Below are 25,655 nucleotides of genomic sequence, written 5' to 3' on the forward strand. Positions count from 1 at the left end.
CCTCAAAAATATGGAATTATTCCAATTTAAAGGATATAATCCATATTAAATATGACTTGAATGTCTAATACTAATGATACGAGGCATTGTATCTATTAATCTCCAATTTAAATATAAAAGAATCCGTAAATGACTAGCGCAATAATTAGTTGTGTTTAGATAGTTGATCCAATTGCTACTGTCTTGATGAATGTGTGTCGGTTTTTAAATCGATTCTGATCGACTATCCTTATAAATATTGTAGAATATTTAGTCAATTAAAAGATTGCCTAAATTCAAGAGGAGAACTATTGGTTTTATTTTTAAAAAGTTTACTAAATGAAGCAGGATATTCAAATCCAAGTTCATAGGCAATTTCACTAATAGTTAAATTTGTAGTAGATAATTTTTCTTTAGCCTTTTCAATTAATTTATTCTGAATGTGTTGCTGTGTACTTTGTCCACTAATTATTTTTAAAGTACTGCTTAAGTAATTAGGAGAAAGATTTAAATCATTTGCAATTTGGCTAACTGTCGGAATTCCGTTAGCTAGAATCTTCGAGTTGTTGAAATAATAATTTAAGCGTTCTTCCAATCTGGTGAGGATTTGGTGATTTGTAATTTTCCTAGTTATAAACTGTCTTTCGTAATAACGTTCCGCATAATTCAATAGTAGCTCAATCTGTGAAATAATGATATTCTGACTAAATTTATCAATATTCGATTGATATTCTTTTTGAATGTTTTTAAATAGTGTTACTAAATTATGTTCTTCTTTTTCTGATAGAAATAGCGCCTCATTAACGGCATAACCAAAGAAGTCGTACTTTTTAATACCTGTAGCCAAAGGTGTATTCCATAAAAAATCTGGGTGGATTAATAATAACCACCCAGATGCATTTACTTTCACGTTTTGATTTATTTGAATATTCAGGGTTTGTTGGGGTGCAACAAAAGACAACACACCTTCGTCAAAATCATAGTTTTGCTGTCCGTAATTGAACTTTTCGCTTACATTTCGCTTTAAACCAATAGAATAAAAATCTTGTATCCATTTAATTTCACTGACATCTGTTGCATAACTAACTTTACTATAATCAACTAAACTAATTAAGGGATGCTCTGGCTTGGCTAAATTGCTATAGTTATGAAATTCATTAAGGGATTTAAATCGAAGTATGGTTTTCATTCTTTAAAAGTAAGCATTAAATTTCTTTGTATAAGACCATTCCTGCGTGATACAGGATTCCATTTCTGAATTCCCCATCTGCCGTAAATCCTGTATCATCCTTATAATCAATATGATTTCCTGAAACTTTATAAACTCCCTGATACGCGCTTTTTCTAGTACCTCGTGCTTCATCATATCGGTTATTAGGCGATAATTCGTGACGAATGTTTCCATCCTCTGTTACCCAAATTCCAACATATTCCTTTGATTCTTCTATAGTCATTCCTTCAAAATTTAATTTTTAAATCCTGTAGATGTTCCTAAGGCTTTATTCTCTGCCATAGCTTCTTGAATGGTCTCAATTTTGAGAGTTGCATAATGGTAGGCATCTTCTCCCATAAAGAAATGTACTGGTGGATTTTCTTGTTCACTTAATGAAATAAATACGTCTGCTGCTTTTTCGGGGTCATTGGGTTGATTACCGTTAATGTCGTTTAAATGGGCTTGTTCCATTTCACGAGCAGCTTTGTACTCTTCAATTTGGCGTGCTGGGGTTTGAACAGAACCTTCTGATAAAAAATTAGTTCTAAAATATCCAGGATACACTAAAGTGGTATGAACGCCAAAGGATTTCATTTCTTCCGCCAATGCTTCTGTAAACCCGGCAACAGCAAACTTCGTTGAACAGTATATCCCAAAACCGGCAAAATTTCCGGTGTATCCGCCTACAGACGAAATGTTGAAAATATGCCCAGATTGTTGCTTTCGTAAATAGGGAGCAGCGTTTCTAATCACATTCAGTGAACCAAATACATTTACTTTAAAATTATTTTCTACTTCGGTTGCAGAAAGTTCTTCTAAAGTTCCTATTTGACTGTAACCTGCATTATTGACTATCACATCAATTTTACCAAAATGCGCATTGGTGGTCTCAATAGCTTTTTTGACGTTTTCATTATGGGTCAAATCCATCTCCAAGGCTAGGAACTTTTCATTTTCTTCACCTATTTCTTGAATCAGGGATTGTTTGTTTCTTGAAGTAGCAGCAACACTAAAACCATTAGCCAGTAATTTTTTAGTTAGGCTTAGCCCTAATCCTTTTGAGGCACCTGTAATAAACCATACTTTTTTTGTATTCATTTTCTTTAATTTTAAATTAGGATACAAAATTGGTACTATAAGAAGTTTATCGCTGTTCCATATCTCCGGAAGGTTTAGTCAAATCTATTTTATTGAATGATTTCAATCCTTTTCTACCCTTTCCTAGTTAGCACCGCTTAGATATTTATCTTAAAAAAGGCTTAATCACCAATGAGACCGTTTTAAACATCATCCGTTTTTTGACTAACACAAAAGTCGTTTTGACTAAATAAGTGTCTCTAATTCGCAGCAATTTTGAAACACTAAAAAACACAGAAGATGGAATTAAAAAACAGCACGATCCTTATCACAGGTGGAACAAGCGGAATTGGTTTAGAATTTGTAAAACAACTTACTGAACAAGGTGGAACTATTATCGTTACAGGTCGTAATCTTGACAAGTTAAACGCAACTAAAAAACAGTTTCCGAATGTTCAAATTTTTCAAAGCGATGTAAGCAATCCGAATGACATTGAACAACTTTACCAGCAAGTAACAAAGGCGTTTCCTGACTTAAATATGGTCATCAATAATGCCGGTATTATGCGTAACCTTTTCTTAGTAAACACACATTTGGATATTGAAAGCATTACCAGTGAAATAGATATAAACTTATCGGGTGTAATTAGAATGAATCACCAATTTCTACCACATCTCAGAACAAAAAAATCAGCTGCAATTGTCAATATTTCTTCAGGTTTAGCATTCTTACCTTTTCCACTCTCACCAGTGTATAGCGCAGCAAAATCAGGTATACACGCCTATTCGCAAGTTTTGAGGTTACAACTGAAAAACACCCCTGTTAAGGTTTTTGAAATTGCACCACCAGCAACAGCAACAGATTTGATGGATGATTTTACAGACGATTTAGGCTCGGATGGTGGTCCAGTTATGAAAGTTGAAAAAATGGTGCAGGTAGCCATTAACGGACTTTTAAAAGATAAATTTGAAATCAAACCAGGAATGTCAAAAGCACTGAAGTTAATGGGCAGGATTGCACCTAAGTTCTTTCTGAATTTTATGGATAAAACGCTTGAAAAAGGAAAATTAAAGAATAAATAAATTAAATTTCCATATATGAAGCCTATTAGAATAAAAAGCATTTCTGAATTTCATCGGTTGCGAAATCTACCTAAGCCGGAACACCCCTTGATTAGTATTATTGATTATGCTAATTTAAAATTCAGCGATGAAGAAAAGGGACAAAAATTAAGAGCAACTTTTGACTTTTACTCAATTTCTATAAAACGTAATTTAAGTGGGAAGTTGCAATATGGGCAACAATTGTACGACTTTGACGAAGGTCTAATGGCATTTCTTGCACCCAACCAGGTGTTTGGCATTGAAATTTTCAAAGAAGAAATAACAAATCAATCGGGTTGGATTCTAATGATACATCCCGATTTTCTTTGGAATACCTCTTTAGCAAAGAACATTAAAAATTACGAATACTTTAACTATTCGGTAAATGAAGCTCTTTTTCTTTCGGAAAACGATGAAATAATCATTAACAACATTGTTAAAAATATTGAACAAGAATACCATTCAAATATTGACAAGTTTAGCAAACAAATCATCGTTACACATCTTGAAAACTTATTGAGCTATGCCGAGCGTTTTTATAATCGTCAGTTTATCACCCGCGAAAAAGCAAATCATCAAATTTTAGAACGCTTAGAAAAATTTTTGACTGACTATTTTGAAAGCAATAATTTAGCAACCACAGGGTTGCCGACAGTTCAATACATTTCAGACCAGTTAAATATTTCATCAACCTACTTACTTACTTTGCTAAAAACCCTCACTGGTCGAACAACACAGCAACACATACACGATAAGTTGATAGCTAATGCCAAAGAAAAATTATCAACGACAGACTTATCAGTTAGCGAAATTGCTTACAAACTTGGCTTTGAACATTTGCAGTCGTTCAGCAAGTTTTTTAAAACAAAAACCAAACTCTCGCCAATGGCATTTAGACAATCATTTAATTGAAAAAAAAGAAAATAGCCAGTTCATAAAAAAGATGCATAAACGCAATTACGGCGGATTCGAATACGCCAAATACACTCGGAATTGCTAACGCCTGTACTTAACCGAAAATAATCATAATTTAATCCATAGCCATATTTCTGTACAACACCTAATTTACCTTAATAAAACACTATTATTGATTAGGTTATTTAGCTCTTCTCTGTTTAAACATAGACTACGGATATTCTTCTGAGCCTGCTTAATTCGCTTCCATCTATATTTCTCATTTTCAACTTGGATTCTAAGTGAAGAGTAAATTTCCTTTTTAAAAATCATGTTCCAGATAATTATAGCTAGTTTTCTTGCCGTAGCAGTGATTGCAGCGACCCTCCCTTTTCTAAACGCTATCCGTTTGAAAAAGGGCAACAGATCATATTCCTTTTGGTTTCCAATAGAGTTTGCTACATGCCATAAGGCTATGGATATTGAATTTTTCCCTCGCTTTACCCAACTGCTTAATATTCTACCACCACTGATTTTGTTATTAGGAACTAATCTTAACCAAGAAGCAAAACTTTTAGCTGTAGGAAATTTGTGAATATCATTGCCTAGATTAGTCATAAAGCACAGTACTGTATTGTGACTAACACCTTTAATAGCAAAAAGATCAGTGCCAAAAAACTGATAGGCTGTTCTTGCGATATTAAAACTTGGTGCATTTTTAGCTTTCTTTCAATTATAACTCTTGAACAATTTCTCTTTTTCTTTAGATACAACTGCAGTAGGAGTGTACTGAAGTAAAAGCTTTTCTATAACCTGATCACACTCTTTTAAAGCACTATTAAAATATCGATAAATATCCAGGCAAGACTTGAGTTCAAATAATAGTTCTGCTCTCCAATTTCCTTGTAAAGAACTGGCTATTTCCTCTGTTGATTTCTTAGTCCTTATATCGACAATACTAGCTAAATAGTACGGGTCTCGCTTACCAGCTAGTATTGCTTCAATTATAGTAAGACCTGATTTACCGGTAACATCGCGTAAGGCGACGTCAAGTCTTACATTCATAAGCCTAAGTGATTTCTGGATTTTAAGTGTATAGCGAGCTATCTGCTCTGTTAAATGTTGACGATGGTTATAATAACATCTTAACTCCTGCATCATATCATTAGGTAAAAAACTTCCTGAATGAAGACCAAATCAAGCTTTTGAATCCAAATAGCATCAATTACATCGGTTTTTTTTCCTTTAACATTTTTTGTTTGACTACCAAAAGTGAGTATAACTTCAAAACAAGACCTCTGAAAATCACTAAAAAGACTCTGCCAATAACTACCAGTACTTTCCATTGCTACTGTGGTAATCCCGTGCAAGTTTAAATAAGAGATGATGTCATGATGAACTTTTGTGTAAACACCAAAAGAACGAACATTATCTGTATTTTGATCAACAGCAACCACATGCATACGTGAACCTATATCAATTCCAGCAGCCTTAGGATTGATCATAGGTAATAACATTTTTTTATCTTTCATCATTTATTGGGTTTAGAAACTTCAGAGAGATACATTTATATCTATAAAAGTTTTCTGTTCGGGATTCCTTAAAAGGATCACCAAATTATTCGTCAAATGTCCCAACTAAAAAGTGTAGACTTTATGTATCTGCACTAGATTTTAGGAAGGACTAAAATAAGTGCCATTTAGTATTCCGGTTTCGTTCTGAAGTTATATCCCAATTTACAAAATGATCAATCTAGTTGTCATCTATATTCGATTTCTCAGTCGGAAATATTGTAATTTTAGGACGGGTAAAAGTGGCCTTAAGTTTATTTTTGATACAACTTTTATCAATATATGCATCATAATTCTCGAGTCTTGTAAATCACATCCCAAAACTCTTTGATATGCTTAAATAACCTCTTGTAACACTTCGTTTAGGTTATATAAAACTATTTCTTTCTGAAGTAGCAATATGTCCACTTTCTCTTAAGTCATCAAAATTGAATTACTACTAATAGTTTTCCGGCAAATCAGTACCAAACATCGATTATTAGATTGAATCTAAGTTTTGAATACAACAATCATAGATTTGATTATGCCTTACTTTTCATTTATCCCAATCTTTGCTTCATAAAAACAAAAGAGCTCTAGAACATAGGTTCAAGATATTATTTGTTAGGCCTACGCAACATTTTTCTACGGCCACCACGGCACTTGAAAATACGCACTGCTCTTTAATTCAGTCTCTGGCAACACCAATAATGAGACTTTAATTATAAACATTCAAAATATGTCTGGTTCAAAAAAAGAAAATCTATCTGATTCTCAAATAGATGAAATTCTGGAAAATATGAGTGATGCATTTAAAGAACTGCCCCGCTCACCAATTCTACACAAACCTACTGAAGTGGGATTATTTTACGAAGATATTACATTCCCATCTATAGATGGAGTTCCGATTGAAGGATGGTTTATACCGGCTGAGGGTTCAGATAAAATTATTATAATCAATCATCCCATGGGCTTTACCCGCTCTGGTCTTCCTTCACATCTGGAACCTTGGAAATCTATCTGGCAGGCTAGTGGAAATGATATGGAAGTTAATTTTATACCTGATTTAAAAATACTTCATGAGGCGGGATTCAATATACTAGCGTATGACCTGAGAAACCATGGCCATAGTGGTACAGGTAATGGAGGACTTATCTCTACCGGAATTTTTGAATCTAGAGATGTTTTGGGTTCCATTCGATATGTACGCGAAAGGCATGAAACCAAATCCATGAGAATCGCCCTGTTTAGTCGTTGTTTGGGTGCTGATGCTACGTTATACGCAATGAAGCACAATCCTAAGGATTTTGAACACATACGATGTCTTGTGGCGGTACAACCTTTGAGCGAAGAATATATTCTCACTAAACAATTAGAGCTGGCACATATTCCTAAAAACCGCATTAAAGATCTAGATCATAAGATCATCATGAAAACAAGCTTTAGCATTGAAGATAGAAATGCAGGGAAATGGGCCAAAGCTGTATGTATACCCACTTTTATTTATCAGGTAAACGATGACTTGCTTACGGATCCTGCAGATGTACAGGGCATGTACGATGACATCCCCCTAAAGGATAAAAAACTTCAATGGATTTATGATACTACTGCCCGTTGGGATGGTTACCTGGAGTTTCAAAGAAGGCCTGAACCGATGTTAAAATGGTTCGATCAGCACATGTAATTAATAAATCGCTAAATCTTATACCAACAAAACAAATTCAAATAAGTAAAATTTAATAGTATGAAAGAAGTAAAGAAAGAAGTATCAAATTTTAAGGATAACAACATTTCCCAACCTCCAAGCATTAATGGCTTCGTAGCAAGTGAAGAGGAAAAGAAAATCATCCTAGAAAAGCGCGAAAAGTGGAGACAGGATTTTGAGGCCAGAGACGTAGAGGCTATTATGTCTTATTATGTTGATGACATTTTATCGTATGACTTGATGGCTCCAATACAGTTTGAAGGTGAGAAAATGTGGAGAGATAACTGGATTAACTTTTTTAAATTCTTCCCAGCTGAAATTAAGATAACGCTAGAAGATCTAACCGTATTTCAGGAGGGAAATCTAGCAGCACTTCGTGGTCTTACCAGACTTACGGCCACAACCATGGATGGAAATGAAGTTGATATGTGGGCTCGGGAATCTAATGTACTGCGTAAAATAGATGGTGAATGGCTAATCGTTCACGATCATATTTCTGTACCTATGGATTTTGAGAACGGTATGGCTTTAACAGACCTAAAACCCATTGGGGTTTAACGAAGTTAAGAAAGGAGTCTTAAAATAACTGCCCCAATATGACGGGGCAGTTTTAAAACATACATGTTTTATTTTACTAATTAGCACCATATAAAGATGAAGAAAGTATTTATTACGGGAGCAACTGATGGTCTGGGTTTTATGGCTGCCGAAAAACTTATAGAAAAGGGACACCAAGTAATTTTACATGCCAGGAATAATGCCAAGGGTGAAATTGTTCTTCAAAAACTTCCTAATGCAAAAGCTGTTGTAATCGGGGATCTTTCAAGTATATCTCAAACCTATGAAATAGCAGAAGCTGTAAACCAGTTGGGAACAATGGATAGTGTAATCCATAATGCAGGGGTTGGTTTTCAGGAACCATACCAAGAAACAGAAGACGCACTCCCGTACGTATTTGCAATAAATAGTCTTGCACCTTACATTTTGACGTGTTTGATAAATAAACCTAAACGTTTAATCTATACCAGTTCAGGTATGCATCAACAGGGAGATGCAGAGCTGAAGGACTTGTTTTGGAAAGTGAAAAAGTGGAATGCTGCGCAAGCTTATTCCGATACCAAACTACAGAATATTTTATTAGCATTTGCAATATCTAAACGCTGGCCTGATGTATTTTGCAATGTAGTATCCCCTGGATGGGTTGCCACTAAAATGGGTGGTCCGCATGCTCCCGATGATTTGGAAAAAGCTACTGAAACACAAGTTTGGTTATCATCATCCGAGGAAAAAGAGGCTAAAATTTCTGGTAATTTTTTGTACCATAAACGCCCAAAAAGCTATCTTTTAGCTGCTAACGATATCCAATTACAGAATCGATTTATGGACTATTGTGAATCATTAACGAATATAAAACTACCTAACGGATAAGCTATTAGTTATGTTAAAACGAAATAACACCTATAGACTTAGTCTCGAGTCACTTTCTCTAAAAGACGAATTAGCCCAGAGTTCTACTATCAAATTAGCGTTTGAAAATCACGATGATATATTTATTATAATAGAAAGTCTGAAAGAGAAAAATCCTTTTGGGGATAAAAATCAGGCTGTTGAATTTGCTATCGGAATTAAGTTATTTACCGAAGTTATGATTAGAAACAGAAAACATCCACTGTTTGAAGATTTTTTTTCCAGAGGTCCAGACCTTTATGAAAAAAATTAAAACTATTTAGATTATATATCTATTATCTTAAGTTATTATGTCAAGAGAACTTCATCATATAAATACAATTCATCAATATCATAAAGTTCGTGGTTTGAGTAAACCGCTACATCCACTCATCAGCATTGTAGATTATAGTCAATTAAAAGTGTTTAAAGAGGATAATTTGAAAAGTTGGACCTACAATTTTTACACCATCGCATTGAAGCGGAATTTTGAATCTGCGATCAAAATGAACTATGGTCAGCAGGAATATGATTACGATGAAGGCGTTATGTTCTTTATGGCACCAGGACAGCTTTTTAGTTTCGATGTAAATGAGGAAACTTCACACGAAAAATCCGGTTGGATGATCCTAATCCATCCTGATTTTTTATTGGGCACCACATTGGCTAAAGCAATTAGAAAATATGATTTTTTTAGTTATGCCACCCATGAGGCCCTTTTTTTATCCGAAAAAGAAGAACAGCTTTTAAATACCATCACCGCTAATTTAGAAACAGAGTATCAATCTGTTATAGACAAGCACAGTCAGCAAATTATTGTGACACAACTCGAAACACTCTTAGCATATTCAAGTCGTTTTTATGAACGTCAATTTGCAACCAGAATACCAATGAGCCACCATATTCTGGAAAGGTTTGAAGAAATTATCAACGCTTATTTTAAGGATGAAAAATATATTGAACAAGGACTTCCATCGGTAAAGAATATTGCAGATCAATTGTGTTTAACTCCAACCTATTTAAGTTCCTTATTGAGGCACTTAACCGGGCAGACTACACAACAGCATATCCACGATAAATTAATTACCATTGCTAAACAAAAGCTCTCTACAACAGATTTGTCTATAAGTCAAATTGCTTATGAATTGGGCTTTGATTATCCGCAATCATTTAGCAATCTCTTCAAGAAAAAGACCAATCAGTCACCTATTAAATTCAGGCAATTATTCAATTGAGTTTTGTGTTCTAAGGGGGGAGCAAATTTGGTCGTTAGAAAATAAATAAGGCAAGAATAGAGAATTTTATAAAAAAGCGAGAGAATATTAAATAGTCTGCATGTCCATCATTTAAGCTTATTTTACGAATTATTTTTTTTTATTCCGGCAAATAACGGGTTCAGACCACACATTTCATTGGGTGACATGTCACCCAATGAGTACATTGAAATCAATGAAAATAGCCCAGATTCTCTAGTTATTACTAGTACCTAAAGATGGGAGGAGGTCAATAGCCCTGATTCTCTAGTTATTACTAGTACCTAAAGATGGGAGGAGGTCACCTTAATCAAATACTATTTTACTACTGTAACTTCTAATTCTATTTTTAATGTTTCAAAGAGACTTTTAACTTCCAATACAGTACTTGCCTGTTTTATATTATGCTCAGTTACCCAATTTTGGAAAACATCAAAACAATTAAATAGCTCTTCAGATGAAGTTGTATAAATATTTAATCTCACAATATTTTTACATTCATATCCAGCTTCCTTTATAACTCTTTCCAAATTCTCTATAGCTTGAATTAATTGGGCTTTCATATCGGAAGTACTTGATTTTCCATCATCATCTATAGCTGTTTGCCCAGAAATATAGAGGGTGCCCTCTGGCTTTGTAACTTCAACCGCTTGTACATAACTTCTTTCATTTTGCCATTTCCACGGATTAATTATTCGTTTTTCCATTTTTTCTTCTTTTATATTTTGTGCTAATGTTGACACAGTAGTTCATACTATAATTGCCACTATTTTAATTCTCATAATTGCAATTTTGTATTACACTACAAATATTGGAATCATAGCATTAGTCGCGTGTGACATACATCACTAATTGTAAAGAAGTTTAAATATTAAGAGGAAAGTCGACTAAGTGTCTCGCGCGAAACACCTAAATAAGAAGCCAAAAGAGTTTTGGGAACTCGTTGAAATAATAAAGGGTACTGTTTCAATAGTTGCTCATATTTTTCTTTAGCGTTTGATGTTAAAAAAGATAAAATTCTATTTTGTGAAGCAATATGACCTGAGTTAGATTTTTCCAGAAAGAAACAATTCATTTTGGGTAATTCAGCTGATAGTTTTTGATAATTTTTAAAACTTAAGGAAAATACTATAGTGTCTTCAATGCACTGCAAAGACATTTTAGCTTTAGTTTGTGAAAAATAAGCTGAAAAGTCACTTTCCCACCAGTCTTCCATTGCAAATGACACAATATGTTGTTTTCCGTTTTTGTCATCGTAAACTAATTTCAGAAGTCCGCTAACAACTAAATAACAGTTCTTTACCTGTTCTCCTTCTTGAATAAGAAAATCATTTTTTTTATAGTTTTCGAATGAGAAATGTGATAGAATATGTAAGAACTCATCATCAGTAAGAGCTATTAAATTTTCAATATGTTCTTTTAATTTTTCTTTCATCAAACAAGAATTCTAATTTGGATGCCACGAGTGACAATGACGCACAATTTGTTATATCAATACATAGTGGATACCTATTCCCTCAAAATTTACGGGATATAATCACGTTTGAGTTGTGTTTATAAATCTAAGCATTTGTTTAAGAATTACTTTACGAAAATAAATAACCACACCAAAAAGGATATGAATATTTTAGCATTATGGCATATAAATTTCTAAGAGTTATGTTTCTTAAAAAGGTAGCCTTGCATCCAAAACTACTGGATCAGAACCTCAGCCTTATACCTTCAATAATATTAGAATACCGTTACACCTCTTTTGCTACGTGCTGTCCTCGGGTGAACTACAGGTAAACCTTGGGTGGATGGAGCTCAGGGAATGTTTAAAATGAACTACCTAGAATAAATATAAGTGGATTATGACTTTTATGGCAAGAAAATAGCTTTTTGGGTGGCTGTGTTTTGTTTGAACCAGAACATTTATTTTCTTTTTGGACAATTATTTAAAAATCAAGGGGAAAACAAATTGTTAGGCTAATTATAATTCAGATGATCGTAAGCGTTTTAAAGTCTTCTAGAAAAGAATTTGTCATAACTTTTGTTCAAGTTTTTTTAGAATTTTCAATTGTAACTCTTGAGTTTCAAATAAGGTTTGAACTTGTTCTTGAATGAGAAGATCAATTTTCTGATTCAGTGCTTTTATTTCCAGTTCAGCTTTTAAATTGACTAAGTAATCATTTTCAGCTCTTTTTCTGTCTTTTTCCTCTTGTCGATTTTGACTCATCATTATAACCGGAGCTTGTAATGCTGCAATACAGGAAAGAATGAGGTTCATCAGTATAAATGGGTATGGATCAAAATTGTCCTTTACGGGGGTTAATGTATTGAACAGCACCCATACTACTAGAATTGTAAAAAAGGAAATGATAAAAGCCCAACTACCTCCAAATTTGGCAACCTTATCAGATATGGTTTGTCCTCTAGTAAGTATTTCTTTAGGGGGATTTAAAAGATTGTTCGTAATTAAAGTTTCTTCCTCAATTGCTTTCTTAACAATTTCTTGCAGTTTTTTTACCTGCTCAGATTTGGCAGTTAAAAGTTTATTTATGTCTTTGTCCATTTTCTATCATTAATCCATTTTATTTAAATGCACCACAACTCGATATATCAACACTAAATATATATCTATTCCCTCAAAATTTACAGGATATCAACACTTTTTGTCGCTCATACACATTGAGCTCTAATAAGAACTTGGTTCTTTAAAATACCATAGAATCAAAACTGACACGCCTTACTTTAGTACCTGAACCATTCCCCTACTTCTATATTACATCCATTCACCTTTTTATCAAATACGGCTTTACCTCCCACGCCTCAAAACCCCGGGTTTCGATCAGGTAGTTAAAACTGTTTTGCAATTGGGCGATCCCTTTTATTTCCAAGTATCAAAAGCGTGATTTCCCAAAAGAGCGACCTGAATTTCTTTTTAAAGTGTTTTGTTGATGCACGTAGAGCAGTTCCCAGGATTCCAGTATTGTATCTCACTGTCGCTCTATAAGCTGGGGAGATGGGGTCTTATCGCTTTTAGCAACGTATACATTTTTGGCGGCATGTAAAAGATTCCAAAGGTCATTGTTTTTCCCTACTTGGTCTAGTGCGTGCCGCGCAATGCGTTTCCCGGTCCATAGGCACTATACCTGAACCAAGGGTGTTGAGTAGCTCCTAGTAATAGATCAATGATGCTATCAATACCACGTTTATATTTTATCGATAAATTTTAAAATACTAAAATCTTATGGCTTCTTTTGGTGTGTGTGTGTGTGTGCTGATTGAGAATTTCTGTATTTAAAATCAGAAGATAATATTTCAATAGGGTATTTTTATAAATTCTTTTAGCAAAGGAGAACAGCCTTCTGAAAAAACATCATCTTAGCACTAAAATCAATTAATCCTTATGAGTTTTAAAAACACCAAGCAATTAGGCTTCTTAGCTGCCTTATTCTCTGCATTGGCTTGGTCAACTACAGGTATATTCGTTCGATTTTTAAAGGGTTTCTCTGCCTTGGAAATTATAGCCGGACGTTGTTGTATTGGTCTGCTATTTATTCTTTTATTTTTCCTAATTCGCCATTATTCATTGGGTGAAAAATTATGGAAGTCTAAACAAGCCTGGGGATTGGGAACCCTGATGGCCTGCTATTTTATGCTGGTAGTGATTTCTTATCAGATTGCTCCGGTAGCAGAAGTCTCCATACTTACCAATACAACCCCTTTATTTGCGTTGATTTACAAAAGAAGTAAAGGGCTTTCCATTTCATCTCAGGAGATGTGGGGTATATCTTTGGGAATGATTGGTGTGATCTTAGTGGTGATCTCTGGAAATTCCTCTCCGTAATTTTCTTCTGGTCCGTTGCATTTATTGGGTGATTTTATGGCATTAATTGCAGGGGCAGCAATGGCCTTATATTCTATTATCTATAGGAACATTCCCCTAGAGAAAAAGCCTTCTTCACAACTGGCAAGCTTTTTTACATTCTTTGTCGGCAGTACCATAAGTATTCTTATCATTGGTTTTTCCGGAGATAGTGGTGCTTTTATTAATTCTCTTGATATTAATGCTTTGTATCTCTTCCTGGCCTTAGGAATCTTAGCTACCCTTTTACCGACATTGTGTTACGCCTATGCTTCTTCGGTTTTGGCTTCAGTCACAGTTACCTCATTGAGGTTACTTACGCCATTATTGGCCGCATTTTTAGCTATTATATTTCTAGCTGAAATTCCCGATTTCTTATTTTGGCCAGGAGCTTTAATTCTTTTGATGGGATTGTTCCTGATTATTAAATCCAAATAAAGTATTAAGACTTTTTATAGCACATTCTACAAATGTGGACTGATTTGGAAAAGGTGAGAAAATAAGCAGGAATACCTATCTCACGACCTCGTCCATTGATTACCGCCGCAGCCTTTTAAAGACCTATTTAGCTACCAGATTGCTGGCAGTTAACAGGCAGACAAAGTCGAGGTGCTACCTCACTCCTACCAAACTTTACCACAGTTTTTGTGGTTGAATACAGTATCAACGTGGTTATAAATTAGTAGCGCTCAGACTGATCTCAGGAGGATACTCTTAGTTGTAAAGAACTACACTAGAAAGGGAGGTTATACCATTTTGCGATCAGGGAACTTTATGCACTCTCAATTATCTATAATTCAGACAGATCTCCTAAATCTCATTTAAAATCCAACGGCTGATTTTCTCAAGAACGATGGGGCTTATGGTTTGTTCAATTTGTGGGTATTCTGCAATTTGACCCGTTTCACTTTCCTGAAATAAATGGTTTAATTCAGGTATCAATACCACTTGGTTATTTTTAGATTTACTATTTTCTAAAGCTTCTTTCACTGGCTGTAGATGGTATTTAGGTGGAACCTGCGTATCCTTACTCCCGTATAAAGCCAGAACGGGAACAGTAATTTTCAGCAATTCATCAGCTGGATTATACTTATAAAAATTGCGGATCCATGGATTTGTTCTGCTGCTTACCAGATTTTCGATAAATGCTGCTTTGTCCAGATGTTGAGGAAGCAGGGAAGCCAAAACTTCAGAATTTTGATAAAAGGCTCTTAATTCTGTTTTTATCTCGTCTTCCTCCCGACCGGAAGATGCGATCGCAATGGCCCGTTCTACATAGGCTTTATAGTTTTCTTCCTCATCCACAGCAAAATTCCGGAGGTCTAAAGCCTGCTGTAGCGAAACTTGTTTTCCGGTCATTCCAGTGCCTGCCAGCATAATGACAAAGGAAACAGCTTTTGTGCTGTTAGCCACTTTTGGCGCAATAATAGCGCCCTCGCTATGCCCAATTAAACCTATGTTCTGAAAATCTAAATCTGTTCTATTTTTTAAATAGGTTACTAGGTGTCGTACATCATCAGCAAAGTCTGCAGTTGTGGCCTTATTAAAATCTCCCGTTGATGCTCCAACCCCTCTTTCATCAAATCGTAAAACGGCAATTCCCTTACGGGTAAGATAGTCTGACAGCACCAGAAAAGGCTTGTGCCCCATATAGGTCTCGTCCCGATCCTGAGGTCCGCTTCCTGAAATCAATATGACTACCGTACGATCCGCATTCGGGTTTACAGGTAAGGTAAGGCTTGCGGCAAGGTTTACTTTGGCGTCTGCATTGTATATGGTCACCTCTTCAACCGCGTATGGATACGGTTTACTTGGCTCCTGGGGCCTTTTTGGAGTTGCTACAGGTTCAACGGCATCTTTCTTTATAAGGATTAAAGGTTTGCTTTTTAAACCCTCTTGAAAAGTACCCGTAATGGTATTGGCTTGCTGATCCCAGATTCCATTAAATTTAAAACCGAGGTTTGACCCGTCTATTACAAAATCGTTTGGAGTAACCCGTGTAGCCAGAGGTTCAAGTTCTTTTAAGCCCTGACTGGGAATATCGATTGTTGTAATCAGTTTTTCATCCTTTTCAGTGATGTGGAAAATAAAAAGCAGGGTTTTACCGGGTTGTACTTCCAGATCAGCCTGCCAGGTTCCTTCTAAATTCTGAGCGGACAGCGCAATGACAAGAGCTGTTAAAACAAATAAAAGCGTAGCGATAATGAGTTTCATAATTTACGTGATATATAGGCATACTTATCCCATCCATCTAAATGACAGCGGGGAATAGCCTGATTTTAAAATGTGTTTAGTTTTTGATTTCGGAGAGCAGCTGCTCTGTAGCTTTTAGCGTTTTGGTGTAGGATCTTAATACCCAAAAGCCAAAGCCTAAAAATGCGATAATCCCAATAGGAAAGGTCAGCGTCCAAAAGTGTTCAGTTTCACTCAGGTCAATTCCCTTGATTGCTGCAAGTACCGGAATGGCTATGACAACTAGAAAAAGCCCAAGTGATACCGTTAATCTTTGAAACTTGATGAATTGAACTCTGGACTTTCTAAAGTTCGTTAAGGTCTCTAAGTAGGTTTTTGAGGATACCGGCATCTGTTGCATCGCTTTTAAGCTCCTTAAAGAAATTACAGGAAGGGAAAAGAGCAAAACAATAGCTATTATCGCGAAGATTTGTTCCGCCAGAGGTTCTATTTTTTGAAAATTGAGAATGAGGTATAGCGCGCCCAGATAACAGATTACGGCTCCAAGTGTTTCTGAGGTCTTTATCGTACGCAGTTTAGAATGGTATTTGTGTTCGGTTACTTCTTCCAATAGCTTTTTGGTATGCTGCTCCTGTTGTTGCAGTTTATCGCTCATACCTTCCCATAAATTTTTAAGTTCTTCCAATTCCATAACACGTTAATTAGTGAGTTGTGTTTTTAATTTTTCTTTTATTCTTGATATTCGGGTTCCCACATTACTTTTGCTTATACCGATTATTTCTGAAATTTCCTCGTGGCTTTTTCCCTCCAGATAGAGCAGTATAAGCCCTTTTTCTAAGAGGTTTAATTTCTGAATCTGGGTGTAAATGCGTTTTAGGTTTTCTTCATCAGCCTGATCCCTGTGTTCTGCAATGTGATACATCTGAGGATCTATAGCAGTAGTTGCTAGTGTTCGCTTGCTTTTTTTAAGCTGATAGATTGCGGTATTCAATGCTACCCGATACATCCAGGTACTCAATTTTGAAAGGGCATTAAAGCTATCGTAGGATTTCCAGAGTTGATAAACTATTTCCTGATACAAGTCTTCCCGATCCTGCGGATTCTCTGTATACATAAGGCTTACTTTAAAAAGTAACCCCCGATGGGCTAAAATGGCTTTTGTAAAGTCCTCTTTACGATTCATATTAAAATTTAAACTTCCCTTTATTAGTGTATCGTAGGTGTTAAAAATCACACTTTATAAGGATTTTTTTTAGGAAAGCTTGAGGATTTAGCCTAACACCCTTTATGACAATTAGTTATACAAAAAGAGCTTTTATAAGCTCCTGAATGTTTTATGAGTAGTCTCGTAATACCATCACCAGCTAACCGGTTGTAAGCCTTGGTAGTTTCAATTAAACTTTTAAAACCGATTTTATAATGCCTTCGACACAGGCCGAGGTTGTAGAGCTAACTCTTTTATCAGCTAAAAAGGATCTGAGACTTTCGAGTCCTTCGTAATTATCTACAATACTAAAGCCGGTTTGATAATCTTTAAAAACACGAACACTTTCCTTACTGAAAAGTGTAATTACGTGGCTATGTCTAGTATCTTTTTTTATTTTTTCAAATAAAGAAGTCAGAGTTTATTGCTCACCCTCAAGAATTTGAAAGAAACTTCCATCCTTATAGATGAGCACTCCGGTTACTTGTGATCTGTAATTATTTTGAACCGTTTGTTCATAGAGCGGTATGATATCTTCATTTTTTAACTCCTTACTCGCATCGCTTACATAACAGATAGCGTAGGTTATTAGCGGCTTTTTGCAAGAATTTTTAAAATTGTGCTACTCTTTTCCTCGTAACAAATACAGAGGTATTCCTAATAGATCGCATCCAATTGGGTTTTAAGAATTGATGCAGAGCGATTAAAGGGGAAAGAATCCACCACACCAAACTCCAAATATATTATAATTAAAAACAATTTATTTTCATTTTACACTACTCAAGTGAATTATCTAATTTTTTTCTGCAAATAGCTTACCGATGGTAAGGTAAATGATTGCAGGCCTATGGAAAATCGAATTTTAAGTTTGAAAAAATGATATCGGTCAATGACCTAATTCACCGGGTCTCATCTTTTGAGAGCCTTGCCATTTAAAACAGCCTATTCTATCGAGAATTTTAGGATTTATGGTAGGTTTTTGTGTTATTTATAAAAAATTGTAGCTATTTGTCTCCTACGATTGAGTTAAGAAAGAGCCGAAGACACGAGCAAAAAACTAACATTGATTGCAATGGCCAACAAGCTCTAAAACAGACCTTCACAATTGCAGAAACCGGAATGCCCTATGAAGGTTTTATTTCGAAATTGAGCTAAAACGATTTGATTTTTAACTAGGATATTTGTTTTATTATGCCTTCTACTTCTCTTGTTGGTATTGTGAGTTAATCTTTTCAATTTTTTGAATAACTATATCTAATTTATCATTTTCCTTTTGAATTATTTTTGGTCTAAAATAAAACCAATTAAATCCAATCCAAATTAGAGTTAAAGAGTATGCTATAATTGTCCAAGTTAAAGTCATCATAGAAACATACTCAAATAAATAAAGACAAATACCAACTGAAAGTGTCATAAAATATATACCTAACATTTTTGTCTGAATATATTTTTGTCGCTTTTTGATTTTTAAAAGAGTTTTTAAAAAGTCGTTAGTACATTTATCATTACTAATTTTCATCAAATTTGGTAATATTTGGTTGTATGCATACAAATAGAGAATTATTCCAACTATTGTAATGATGATTCCAATTTTGGTTGTAATAAACTTAGGTTCAAAATACAGCCAAATAATAATAATAACGCCAATTGTTACTACCATTAAAATATTAATAGCAATTAAAACTGCTATTTTATTTCTTTTGAGTTTCTTCAGTTTTACAAATACATCATCCATTTGAGGTGGTTCTGTGGTTTGTTTTAACCATAATTCTTTTAGATTATATTTTTCGCTCATAATTTTTAAATTTTGCCTGTAGCTTTTCCTTTATTCGATGAATTCTAACACGAACATTACTGTTTGAAAGACCAACTATATTTGCGATTTCTTCCTGATGGATATTCTCTAATTCAAGCGAAATAATAATTCTGTCTACTTCTTTAAGTTCTGATATACATTTGTATAAAAATGCTATTTCACTTTCAATTTCAGGTTCATTTTCTTCTGTAACGTGCTTTGGAAGTTGAACTTTTCTATATCGCTTTTGTCGTTCGATTTGGCGCAAACAATTATTAGAAGCAATGCGAAAAATCCAAGTTCCTATTTTTGATTCGCTTCTAAATTCAGGAAGTTTATTTAATACAATCACAAATGTTTCTTGAGCTAAGTCTTTTGCTAAGTCCACATCGTTGACATACCCCATACACAACCGAAAGACTTTTTGCCAATGATTTTGATAAATATGTTCAAACACAATTAGTTATTTTCTATAAAATTTGATAACTGTTCAAAATACCATTCTTTATCATCATACATTATAAAATGAAGGCCTTTGTTAGCATATTCCAAATTTGCGGTTTTAAGATGCTTATATTGTTTTTCAATAGCAGGCTTAAAATTTTTAAAATATGACTCTAAGAGAATTAACGTTGGGCATTGAATATTTTCAATTTTTTCTCTTAAATCAGTATTTGAAAAATAGCAATACATTTCTGCAAAGGTTTTTCGGTCAGACTTAACACTCCATTCGACAATTGTTTTTACCATTTCTTGATTGGTTGTAAGTTGTGGAATTGTATTTTTTTGCATTTGATAAAACTGGTCTTCAGACATAGCTGTAATTTGTTCTATTGAAGCTGAGCAATCCACGTTTTCTTGATGTTCGAAACTTGGGTTTGACAACGCTGCTAAACAGGGTAAAGCATCGACAATAACTATTTTTTTAAGAAGTTTAGGATAATCTGCTGCAATAGCCATAGCCAAACCACCACCCATACTATGTCCTATTATAATGGGGTTTTCTATATTTTTTTCTTTAATAAAGTCTACTATTCTATTTTTCCAATTGTCAAAAGTTTTATTTTCACTAGGTTCAACGCCTGCAAATCCTGCCATAGTGAGCGTGTAACAGGTATAATTTTCTTTATAAGTTTTTACAGTTGCATCCCATACTTCGCCTGAAGAAGCAAATCCCGGAATAAGTAGAATACTCTGATTTCCGGCTCCGCTTTTTTCGACTTTAAATGGATAATCTAAAGATTTTTGTCCAAAAGCATAGGTTGAGGTCATAATTAAGATACTGCATAAAAAAATATTTTTCATTTTGTAGAATTTTTAATGTTCACCCTTTGGATACGAAGGACTACAAAATGTTACAAAATTTTTCTGTTTTCTTTACTAGCAGGATTTTTATTTGAGTTGCACAAAACTCATTACATCAACACTAAATATATACCTATTCCCTCAAAATTTACAGGATATCACTGCTTTGTGACGATGCTATCCGTTGAGATCTGATAAGACTTGAGGCTGTAATGTAAGATCGTGTGTAATCAAACCTGACTCACCTCGCAAACCATCCAGCCACTACCCTATCTCCATATCACATGAAGTTTCTTTTTGTTTTAGGACTGCTTTCTTTCATAGCGCGGGCTTCTCAACAATATGCAATCTCTGCTCTCTGACATCGCTTATAATCTTAAGAAGTACCTCAAAACTTAAAAGCCGGTAGAAAGCGGATTAAGATACCCAGCTTGTTTTTTAAATTTCGCACTGACTTTAAATCCGGATTACAAGTCCAGTTTAAAGACTTCATAATTAAAAATGTATATACTTAAGCTTATTTTCATGTGAACAGTCATGACATTGGCATATTTCACAGAACCATCACTATTGGTAACTTGATGTATACGTTTTTCTTCCAATAAGCGATCAAGAACTCTGTAAATGGTGACTCGGTTACAAAATCCGTCAGGTTACGTTGCTTGTATTTATGCCTGAGATCATGCGACCTCAGATGAATTTATACTCTTTAAAATTGCTTTATAGCTACGGCCTTTCTTATCAGTAAAATTTATTGCAACAATGTTGCTTAAACAAAAATAGAAATTATATGTTTGCAACATTGTTGCTTTATTACCAATTTAAGCAACATCAAATTGCTCTCAGCCATTTTTACAAGTTAACAATAAATGATGACCGCACGAATAAAACAGAGTATTTCGCTTTTATTCTTGGCCTTTTTTCTCACTACGAAATTGGCCGGTCTTCACGTATTTACGCATGACGATACCGATGTAAATGACGACTGTGCTATTTGCCACGTCTGGGTTACCGAGCAGCAGACTGCAATAATTCTACAAAAAGCAGCTGAATTTGTTCCTGAAGCCTGCTATCCTGTATTTCTAGAAAGGCAGCACGTAAACCGAACTATAGTTTACAAAGGAAGTTCACACTCCTACCATCTATTCTCGCGGCCTCCTCCACAGATTTAGATTTTCATTTCATTATTGCAGGGCTAGGCCCTCCAAAGCAATCGTATGTATTTCATTTGATTTAGCCGTTAAAAGAATTAACGTATGTATTAATATGTCTTCGGCTGACCCCTGCAATTCTACCAAATAAGCTTTACTCTCTAGTAAGGCTCTTGTAAAAAACATTTTTCTACTTACTACTTTTTTGTAAAACCTTATGGTTATTAGATTGTTAATGCTGTCTCTTGTCCTGAACTTGAGCGTATGCGCTATTGCCCAACAAACTTCAATTATAGAAGGTTCTGTTGTAGATTCAGTTTCCTTAAAGCCACTTTCGGGAGTCACAATTCTAGGAACTGATTCCTATGCTGTTACCAATGATTTAGGCGAGTTTCAACTGAAATTACCTGAAAAATCGCAGGTTTTTGAGGTTTCGCATTTGGGTTACGCTTCTGCAAAATTTACCCTTATCGCTTCCCGGAATGCACCGCTGGTCATCAAACTTAAACCCAGCAGCACCGCTCTTGACGAGGTTTCTGTAAACGGAAAAACCAATATGCGCCTCCAAAAGGAATCGGCAACGGTTTCAGTATCGGTAGATGAAGCATTTCTTAATGCCAATCGCGAAAACAGCCTGATGCAAACACTTAGAAAAATTCCTGGGGTAAGCACGATGACTATTGGCTCCGGGCAATCTAAACCTACGATCAGGGGATTAGGATTTAATCGGGTTAGTGTGGTTCAAAACGGGATCAAGCACGAGGCGCAACAATGGGGCAGCGATCATGGACTCGAAATTGACCAATACGGTATTCAGGATATTCGCATTATAAAAGGTCCGGCCTCTTTAATGTATGGCTCTGATGCCATTGCGGGTGTCGTTGATATTCAACCTTCAAAAGCACCTGCGATCAATTCGTTTGGTGGAGAAGTCAATATTCTGGGGGAAACCAATAACGACCTTCTCGCAGTCTCAGCAGGCGTGCAAGGCAGAAAGAAAAAATGGTATTATCGTGCACGGCTCACCTATCGTGATTATGCTGACTTTAAAGTGCCTACTGACCGCATCAATTATGAGAATTATGTTTTTAAGTTATATGACAACGATTTAAGAAATACCGCGGGTCGCGAAGCAAATGGAAGTTTCAGCTTTGGATATGTGAGCGCCAATTTCAGGTCTGAAACCTTTGTAAGCAATGTCAATGCAAAAAATGGATTTTTCGCCAACGCACATGGACTTGAGGTACGTTCTTCAAGAATTGATTATGACGCCTCAAACCGGGATATTGATCTACCTTTTCACCAGGTAAATCACCTTAAAGTCACTAATAATACCACGGTAAATCTAGATGAGCATACGTTGCATTTTGATCTGGGCTATCAAAACAATCAGCGGGAAGAACATTCAGAACCGGTGCCGCACGGGTATATGCCTACGCCGCCCAACAGCAGAGAACGCGTATTTACCAAGAACACGTATTCGCTAAATGTTAAGGATATTTTTAAAATTGAAAAGCATACGCTTTCCGCAGGTATCAATACCGAATTGCAAAACAACAACATTGGCGGTTGGGGATTTTTGATCCCTGCATACGACCGTTATACTGCCGGCGCCTATTTGTTTGATCATTTTGAACTTACTGAAGACCTGCACCTGCAAGGCGGGTTGCGTTTTGACGCAGGCCGCGTAAATACCAAATCACATTACGACTGGTACCGCTCTCCACGCAATAATCCTGATGGATCAACTTCTAACGTGTATTTGCAACGCGCAGAAAACAGAACGCTTGATTTTGGAAGTTTTAGCGGTTCGGTTGGCATTAGCTATATCCACGGAAATACCACCTATAAACTGAATGCTGGCAAGAGTTTTAGAATGCCACTTGCGCACGAACTTGCTTCAGACGGGGTGAATTACCATATGTATCGCTACGAGCGCGGAAATCTTGACCTAGAGCCTGAAGCCTCATACCAATTAGACGCCGAAGTGACTCATACGAGTGGCAGGTTCAATTTTGGAGTAAGTCCGTTTCTCAACTACTTTGAAAATTACATCTACCTCAACCCTACTTCAAACTATTTTGAAACGCTTCAGATCTATGAATACACACAAGCCAAGGTATTCAGAACCGGTGGTGAAGTCGCTGCAGGAATGCAGGTAACGGAAGATTTTCGTTTAGACGCCACCGCAGAATATGTGTACTCAAGACAAACCAGCGGTCCTAAAGAGGGATTTACGATTCCGTTTTCTCCGCCATTAATCGGAATGCTTTCCGCAAATTATAATCTGGGCAATTGGAGTCTTTTTAAAGATGTGAATCTTAATGCAGATTTACGCGTCGCAGCAGCACAAACAGACATTGTTCCTCCGGAAGAGATCACAGCGGGTTACCAAATGCTCAACCTAGCCGTGATGAGTAAGCTCAACCTGTTTAATAATCAAAACAACCCCACCTTGTTGCGAATAAAACTCAACAATGTGTTCAATACCGAATATTACGATCATACCAGCTTTTACAGGCTCATCGATGTCCCTGAAGCCGGTAGAAACCTATCGGTTTCATTAACCATGCCTTTTTAAACTCTTTTATTAATTAATAAACACTAAATCTAAATTTTATGAAACTAAACATTAAACACTTAGCCTTTTTTGTACTATCGGGCATCACTTTGAGCTCGTGTAGCGATGACGACAATGAACTTGTCGTAGAAGAAGCTCCTGTTATCTCAAACTTTGAGTTTGGAGAAGGAAGCTCACACGGTGATGAGCAGGTAGCTTATAAAGGATCTGACATTCACTTAGAAGCAGAGATTGTTGCTGAAGCAACGGTAAGCAGCATTGCTCTTGACATTCATGCACACGACCTTGAAGTAGGTGAAGGTGAAGAAGAATGGGATTTTGAGCAAATCTGGGATGATGCCGAATATCAGGCCATTAATCCTACTTTTCATGAGCATATAGATGTTCCTGCAACTGCACCAGCTGGTGAATACCACATCACTTTGACGGTAACTGATGCCAATGGAAACAGCACCGAAGTAGAAGGTCATATTCATATAGAGGACCCGATCTCAATTAGCGATATTTCCATAGACGAAAGTGTAGCGCGTGGTAATGATTTTCACGCTGAATTTATGATCGAAGCAATACATGGCGTGCATCACGTAGTGGTTGACATCCACGCACACGGATTGACTGTAGGTGCCGGTGAAGTAGAATGGGATTTTGAGCAGGAATTTGAAGAAGGTCTTCATGAGGAAACTTCAGTAGAATTTCACGAGCATATTGATGTTCCTGCTACTGCGCCAGTAGGTGAATACCACATGCTTATCACTATTGAAGATGAAGAGGGTAATACGCAGGAGATCGACACGCATATTGACGTAACAGCATAATCTTATAATAATAGCCAGATGCCTGCGATGTGTAGGCATCTGGCTTTAAGCCAAATAAAAAAAATGAGAAGAATTATAATCGCCACAGTAGCTTTTATCGCATTGCTTACCAGTGCATGTTCCTCTGACAGCGACACTACTACAGATGAGATTAAACCTACGATCACCATTAACTATGCTGAAGGTTTTCCGCAGGCATGCGCCACCTTAAAGCGTGGTGAGATCTACACCTTTAAAGCGAAGATAACAGATAATGTTGCCCTTGCCGCATACAGTCTTAATCTGCACCACAACTTTGACCATCATACGCATGATGATCAAGGCGCACAATGTGATCTTGAAGAAATCAAGCAAGCTATAAATCCGCTTATTTATATGGAAAACTTTAGCCTAAGCGGGCAAACTGAATATGAGATCGAGATCTCGGTAAGCATACCTAATGATATTGACACAGGCGATTACCACTGTTCATACTCCGTAACAGATGAAACCGGATGGCAAAGCAGAACTTCTAGTGATATTAAAATCATTGAGTAATTC

29 protein-coding genes are annotated in these 25,655 nt (G+C 35.8%); 13 read left to right on the forward strand and 16 right to left on the reverse strand.

The window, feature by feature from the left end:
- Nucleotides 1–253: 253 nt before the first annotated feature.
- The 3 genes from DSM03_RS17155 to DSM03_RS17165 are packed head-to-tail and all read right to left on the reverse strand — an operon-like array spanning nt 254 to nt 2,290.
- Nucleotides 254–1,168 (reverse strand): helix-turn-helix domain-containing protein, encoded by a 915-nt coding sequence (locus tag DSM03_RS17155; RefSeq protein ID WP_128762857.1) that lies wholly within the window; start codon nt 1,166–1,168, stop codon nt 254–256.
- A gap of 16 nt (nt 1,169–1,184) precedes the next feature.
- Nucleotides 1,185–1,433 carry an Atu4866 domain-containing protein gene (locus tag DSM03_RS17160; RefSeq protein WP_128762858.1) on the reverse strand — a complete coding sequence of 83 codons (249 nt, stop codon included), beginning with the start codon at nt 1,431–1,433 and terminating at the stop codon, nt 1,185–1,187.
- Nucleotides 1,434–1,444: 11 nt separating this feature from the next.
- Nucleotides 1,445–2,290, reverse strand: a complete 846-nt coding sequence (locus tag DSM03_RS17165) for an SDR family oxidoreductase (protein ID WP_128762859.1) — start codon at nt 2,288–2,290, stop codon at nt 1,445–1,447.
- Between the two features lie 279 nt (nt 2,291–2,569).
- Between DSM03_RS17165 and DSM03_RS17170 the strand changes: the two genes are divergently transcribed.
- Together DSM03_RS17170 and DSM03_RS17175 are read left to right on the forward strand one after the other, a co-directional pair.
- A complete protein-coding gene (locus DSM03_RS17170) occupies nt 2,570–3,352 on the forward strand; it encodes an SDR family oxidoreductase (RefSeq protein ID WP_128762860.1) in 783 nt (260 codons plus the stop codon).
- Between the two features lie 15 nt (nt 3,353–3,367).
- The gene (locus DSM03_RS17175; protein ID WP_128762861.1) at nt 3,368–4,285 is read left to right on the forward strand and encodes a helix-turn-helix domain-containing protein; all 918 of its coding nucleotides are present in this window, start codon (nt 3,368–3,370) and stop codon (nt 4,283–4,285) included.
- A gap of 153 nt (nt 4,286–4,438) precedes the next feature.
- Here DSM03_RS17175 and DSM03_RS17180 read toward each other — a convergent pair whose 3' ends face one another.
- The 3 genes from DSM03_RS17180 to DSM03_RS17190 form a co-directional block, all read right to left on the reverse strand.
- Nucleotides 4,439–4,966: a transposase gene (locus DSM03_RS17180; protein ID WP_338068114.1), complete on the reverse strand. Its 528-nt coding sequence runs from the start codon at nt 4,964–4,966 to the stop codon at nt 4,439–4,441.
- 30 nt (nt 4,967–4,996) lie between these two features.
- Nucleotides 4,997–5,332 carry a hypothetical protein gene (locus DSM03_RS17185; protein WP_128762863.1) on the reverse strand — a complete coding sequence of 112 codons (336 nt, stop codon included), beginning with the start codon at nt 5,330–5,332 and terminating at the stop codon, nt 4,997–4,999.
- A gap of 92 nt (nt 5,333–5,424) precedes the next feature.
- On the reverse strand, nt 5,425–5,802 hold the full coding sequence (locus DSM03_RS17190; RefSeq protein WP_128762864.1) for an IS110 family transposase: 378 nt from the start codon (nt 5,800–5,802) through the stop codon (nt 5,425–5,427).
- Nucleotides 5,803–6,673: 871 nt separating this feature from the next.
- Between DSM03_RS17190 and DSM03_RS17195 the strand changes: the two genes are divergently transcribed.
- From DSM03_RS17195 to DSM03_RS17215, 5 genes are all read left to right on the forward strand, one after another.
- Complete coding sequence (locus DSM03_RS17195) at nt 6,674–7,501, forward strand: alpha/beta hydrolase (RefSeq protein ID WP_201740467.1); 828 nt, start codon at nt 6,674–6,676, stop codon at nt 7,499–7,501.
- A 60-nt stretch (nt 7,502–7,561) separates the two neighbouring features.
- On the forward strand, nt 7,562–8,080 hold the full coding sequence (locus DSM03_RS17200; RefSeq protein ID WP_128762866.1) for a YybH family protein: 519 nt from the start codon (nt 7,562–7,564) through the stop codon (nt 8,078–8,080).
- A gap of 96 nt (nt 8,081–8,176) precedes the next feature.
- Nucleotides 8,177–8,950 (forward strand): SDR family NAD(P)-dependent oxidoreductase, encoded by a 774-nt coding sequence (locus tag DSM03_RS17205; protein ID WP_128762867.1) that lies wholly within the window; start codon nt 8,177–8,179, stop codon nt 8,948–8,950.
- 10 nt (nt 8,951–8,960) lie between these two features.
- Nucleotides 8,961–9,242, forward strand: a complete 282-nt coding sequence (locus DSM03_RS17210) for a DUF3861 family protein (RefSeq protein WP_236638950.1) — start codon at nt 8,961–8,963, stop codon at nt 9,240–9,242.
- Nucleotides 9,243–9,279: 37 nt separating this feature from the next.
- Nucleotides 9,280–10,203 carry a helix-turn-helix domain-containing protein gene (locus DSM03_RS17215; protein ID WP_201740468.1) on the forward strand — a complete coding sequence of 308 codons (924 nt, stop codon included), beginning with the start codon at nt 9,280–9,282 and terminating at the stop codon, nt 10,201–10,203.
- A 335-nt stretch (nt 10,204–10,538) separates the two neighbouring features.
- Here the strand turns inward: DSM03_RS17215 and DSM03_RS17220 are convergent, their stop codons facing one another.
- The 3 genes from DSM03_RS17220 to DSM03_RS17230 all read right to left on the reverse strand — a co-directional run bounded on the left by DSM03_RS17220 (nt 10,539) and on the right by DSM03_RS17230 (nt 12,775).
- Nucleotides 10,539–10,928 carry a RidA family protein gene (locus tag DSM03_RS17220; RefSeq protein WP_201740474.1) on the reverse strand — a complete coding sequence of 130 codons (390 nt, stop codon included), beginning with the start codon at nt 10,926–10,928 and terminating at the stop codon, nt 10,539–10,541.
- Nucleotides 10,929–11,092: 164 nt separating this feature from the next.
- The gene (locus DSM03_RS17225; protein ID WP_128762869.1) at nt 11,093–11,656 is read right to left on the reverse strand and encodes a Crp/Fnr family transcriptional regulator; all 564 of its coding nucleotides are present in this window, start codon (nt 11,654–11,656) and stop codon (nt 11,093–11,095) included.
- 588 nt (nt 11,657–12,244) lie between these two features.
- Nucleotides 12,245–12,775 carry a DUF1003 domain-containing protein gene (locus DSM03_RS17230; protein WP_128762870.1) on the reverse strand — a complete coding sequence of 177 codons (531 nt, stop codon included), beginning with the start codon at nt 12,773–12,775 and terminating at the stop codon, nt 12,245–12,247.
- A gap of 837 nt (nt 12,776–13,612) precedes the next feature.
- On the opposite strand from DSM03_RS17230, the gene DSM03_RS19150 reads away from it, so the two are divergent.
- The gene (locus DSM03_RS19150; protein ID WP_236638951.1) at nt 13,613–14,053 is read left to right on the forward strand and encodes an EamA family transporter; all 441 of its coding nucleotides are present in this window, start codon (nt 13,613–13,615) and stop codon (nt 14,051–14,053) included.
- 36 nt (nt 14,054–14,089) lie between these two features.
- Nucleotides 14,090–14,509 (forward strand): DMT family transporter, encoded by a 420-nt coding sequence (locus tag DSM03_RS19155; protein WP_236638952.1) that lies wholly within the window; start codon nt 14,090–14,092, stop codon nt 14,507–14,509.
- Nucleotides 14,510–14,881: 372 nt separating this feature from the next.
- On the opposite strand, the gene DSM03_RS17240 is transcribed toward DSM03_RS19155, so the two are convergent.
- The 7 genes from DSM03_RS17240 to DSM03_RS17270 form a co-directional block, all read right to left on the reverse strand.
- Nucleotides 14,882–16,285 carry an alpha/beta hydrolase family protein gene (locus tag DSM03_RS17240; protein ID WP_128763402.1) on the reverse strand — a complete coding sequence of 468 codons (1,404 nt, stop codon included), beginning with the start codon at nt 16,283–16,285 and terminating at the stop codon, nt 14,882–14,884.
- Nucleotides 16,286–16,361: 76 nt separating this feature from the next.
- Entirely contained in the window at nt 16,362–16,955 is a 594-nt protein-coding gene (locus DSM03_RS17245) for a hypothetical protein (protein WP_128763403.1), read from the reverse strand.
- Nucleotides 16,956–16,961: 6 nt separating this feature from the next.
- Complete coding sequence (locus DSM03_RS17250; RefSeq protein ID WP_128763404.1) at nt 16,962–17,447, reverse strand: RNA polymerase sigma factor; 486 nt, start codon at nt 17,445–17,447, stop codon at nt 16,962–16,964.
- A 442-nt stretch (nt 17,448–17,889) separates the two neighbouring features.
- A complete protein-coding gene (locus tag DSM03_RS19315; RefSeq protein WP_128763422.1) occupies nt 17,890–18,057 on the reverse strand; it encodes a BLUF domain-containing protein in 168 nt (55 codons plus the stop codon).
- A 609-nt stretch (nt 18,058–18,666) separates the two neighbouring features.
- Complete coding sequence (locus tag DSM03_RS17260) at nt 18,667–19,263, reverse strand: hypothetical protein (protein ID WP_128763405.1); 597 nt, start codon at nt 19,261–19,263, stop codon at nt 18,667–18,669.
- A complete protein-coding gene (locus tag DSM03_RS17265) occupies nt 19,247–19,723 on the reverse strand; it encodes an RNA polymerase sigma factor (protein ID WP_128763406.1) in 477 nt (158 codons plus the stop codon). The genes DSM03_RS17260 and DSM03_RS17265 overlap by 17 nt, the downstream gene beginning before the upstream one ends.
- The gene (locus DSM03_RS17270) at nt 19,723–20,568 is read right to left on the reverse strand and encodes an alpha/beta fold hydrolase (protein WP_128763407.1); all 846 of its coding nucleotides are present in this window, start codon (nt 20,566–20,568) and stop codon (nt 19,723–19,725) included. The genes DSM03_RS17265 and DSM03_RS17270 overlap by 1 nt, the downstream gene beginning before the upstream one ends.
- Before the next feature lie 872 nt (nt 20,569–21,440).
- On the opposite strand from DSM03_RS17270, the gene DSM03_RS17275 reads away from it, so the two are divergent.
- From DSM03_RS17275 to DSM03_RS17290, 4 genes are all read left to right on the forward strand, one after another.
- A complete protein-coding gene (locus tag DSM03_RS17275) occupies nt 21,441–21,740 on the forward strand; it encodes a hypothetical protein (protein WP_128763408.1) in 300 nt (99 codons plus the stop codon).
- Between the two features lie 196 nt (nt 21,741–21,936).
- Nucleotides 21,937–24,300 (forward strand): TonB-dependent receptor, encoded by a 2,364-nt coding sequence (locus tag DSM03_RS17280; protein ID WP_236643963.1) that lies wholly within the window; start codon nt 21,937–21,939, stop codon nt 24,298–24,300.
- A gap of 38 nt (nt 24,301–24,338) precedes the next feature.
- Complete coding sequence (locus tag DSM03_RS17285) at nt 24,339–25,115, forward strand: DUF4625 domain-containing protein (RefSeq protein WP_128763409.1); 777 nt, start codon at nt 24,339–24,341, stop codon at nt 25,113–25,115.
- A gap of 63 nt (nt 25,116–25,178) precedes the next feature.
- The gene (locus tag DSM03_RS17290; protein WP_128763410.1) at nt 25,179–25,652 is read left to right on the forward strand and encodes a DUF4625 domain-containing protein; all 474 of its coding nucleotides are present in this window, start codon (nt 25,179–25,181) and stop codon (nt 25,650–25,652) included.
- Nucleotides 25,653–25,655: the final 3 nt, after the last annotated feature.

Origin of the sequence: Leeuwenhoekiella aestuarii (assembly GCF_004104055.1) — a bacterium.
Taxonomy (GTDB): Bacteria; Bacteroidota; Bacteroidia; order Flavobacteriales; family Flavobacteriaceae; genus Leeuwenhoekiella; species Leeuwenhoekiella aestuarii.

Coding starts and splice junctions, on each gene's coding strand:
- DSM03_RS17215 (WP_201740468.1), top strand. CDS start 9,280: ATGTCAAGAGAACTTCATCATATAAATACAATTCATCAATATCATAAA.
- DSM03_RS17275 (WP_128763408.1), top strand. CDS start 21,441: ATGACCGCACGAATAAAACAGAGTATTTCGCTTTTATTCTTGGCCTTT.
- DSM03_RS17245 (WP_128763403.1), bottom strand. CDS start 16,955: ATGGAATTGGAAGAACTTAAAAATTTATGGGAAGGTATGAGCGATAAA.
- DSM03_RS17175 (WP_128762861.1), top strand. CDS start 3,368: ATGAAGCCTATTAGAATAAAAAGCATTTCTGAATTTCATCGGTTGCGA.
- DSM03_RS17210 (WP_236638950.1), top strand. CDS start 8,961: ATGTTAAAACGAAATAACACCTATAGACTTAGTCTCGAGTCACTTTCT.
- DSM03_RS17260 (WP_128763405.1), bottom strand. CDS start 19,263: ATGAGCGAAAAATATAATCTAAAAGAATTATGGTTAAAACAAACCACA.
- DSM03_RS17200 (WP_128762866.1), top strand. CDS start 7,562: ATGAAAGAAGTAAAGAAAGAAGTATCAAATTTTAAGGATAACAACATT.
- DSM03_RS17225 (WP_128762869.1), bottom strand. CDS start 11,656: ATGAAAGAAAAATTAAAAGAACATATTGAAAATTTAATAGCTCTTACT.
- DSM03_RS17280 (WP_236643963.1), top strand. CDS start 21,937: ATGGTTATTAGATTGTTAATGCTGTCTCTTGTCCTGAACTTGAGCGTA.
- DSM03_RS17270 (WP_128763407.1), bottom strand. CDS start 20,568: ATGAAAAATATTTTTTTATGCAGTATCTTAATTATGACCTCAACCTAT.
- DSM03_RS17170 (WP_128762860.1), top strand. CDS start 2,570: ATGGAATTAAAAAACAGCACGATCCTTATCACAGGTGGAACAAGCGGA.
- DSM03_RS17220 (WP_201740474.1), bottom strand. CDS start 10,928: ATGGAAAAACGAATAATTAATCCGTGGAAATGGCAAAATGAAAGAAGT.
- DSM03_RS17230 (WP_128762870.1), bottom strand. CDS start 12,775: ATGGACAAAGACATAAATAAACTTTTAACTGCCAAATCTGAGCAGGTA.
- DSM03_RS17240 (WP_128763402.1), bottom strand. CDS start 16,285: ATGAAACTCATTATCGCTACGCTTTTATTTGTTTTAACAGCTCTTGTC.
- DSM03_RS17190 (WP_128762864.1), bottom strand. CDS start 5,802: ATGATGAAAGATAAAAAAATGTTATTACCTATGATCAATCCTAAGGCT.
- DSM03_RS17205 (WP_128762867.1), top strand. CDS start 8,177: ATGAAGAAAGTATTTATTACGGGAGCAACTGATGGTCTGGGTTTTATG.
- DSM03_RS19150 (WP_236638951.1), top strand. CDS start 13,613: ATGAGTTTTAAAAACACCAAGCAATTAGGCTTCTTAGCTGCCTTATTC.
- DSM03_RS17160 (WP_128762858.1), bottom strand. CDS start 1,433: ATGACTATAGAAGAATCAAAGGAATATGTTGGAATTTGGGTAACAGAG.
- DSM03_RS17185 (WP_128762863.1), bottom strand. CDS start 5,332: ATGAATGTAAGACTTGACGTCGCCTTACGCGATGTTACCGGTAAATCA.
- DSM03_RS17165 (WP_128762859.1), bottom strand. CDS start 2,290: ATGAATACAAAAAAAGTATGGTTTATTACAGGTGCCTCAAAAGGATTA.
- DSM03_RS17250 (WP_128763404.1), bottom strand. CDS start 17,447: ATGAATCGTAAAGAGGACTTTACAAAAGCCATTTTAGCCCATCGGGGG.
- DSM03_RS19155 (WP_236638952.1), top strand. CDS start 14,090: ATGGCATTAATTGCAGGGGCAGCAATGGCCTTATATTCTATTATCTAT.
- DSM03_RS17155 (WP_128762857.1), bottom strand. CDS start 1,168: ATGAAAACCATACTTCGATTTAAATCCCTTAATGAATTTCATAACTAT.
- DSM03_RS17290 (WP_128763410.1), top strand. CDS start 25,179: ATGAGAAGAATTATAATCGCCACAGTAGCTTTTATCGCATTGCTTACC.
- DSM03_RS17285 (WP_128763409.1), top strand. CDS start 24,339: ATGAAACTAAACATTAAACACTTAGCCTTTTTTGTACTATCGGGCATC.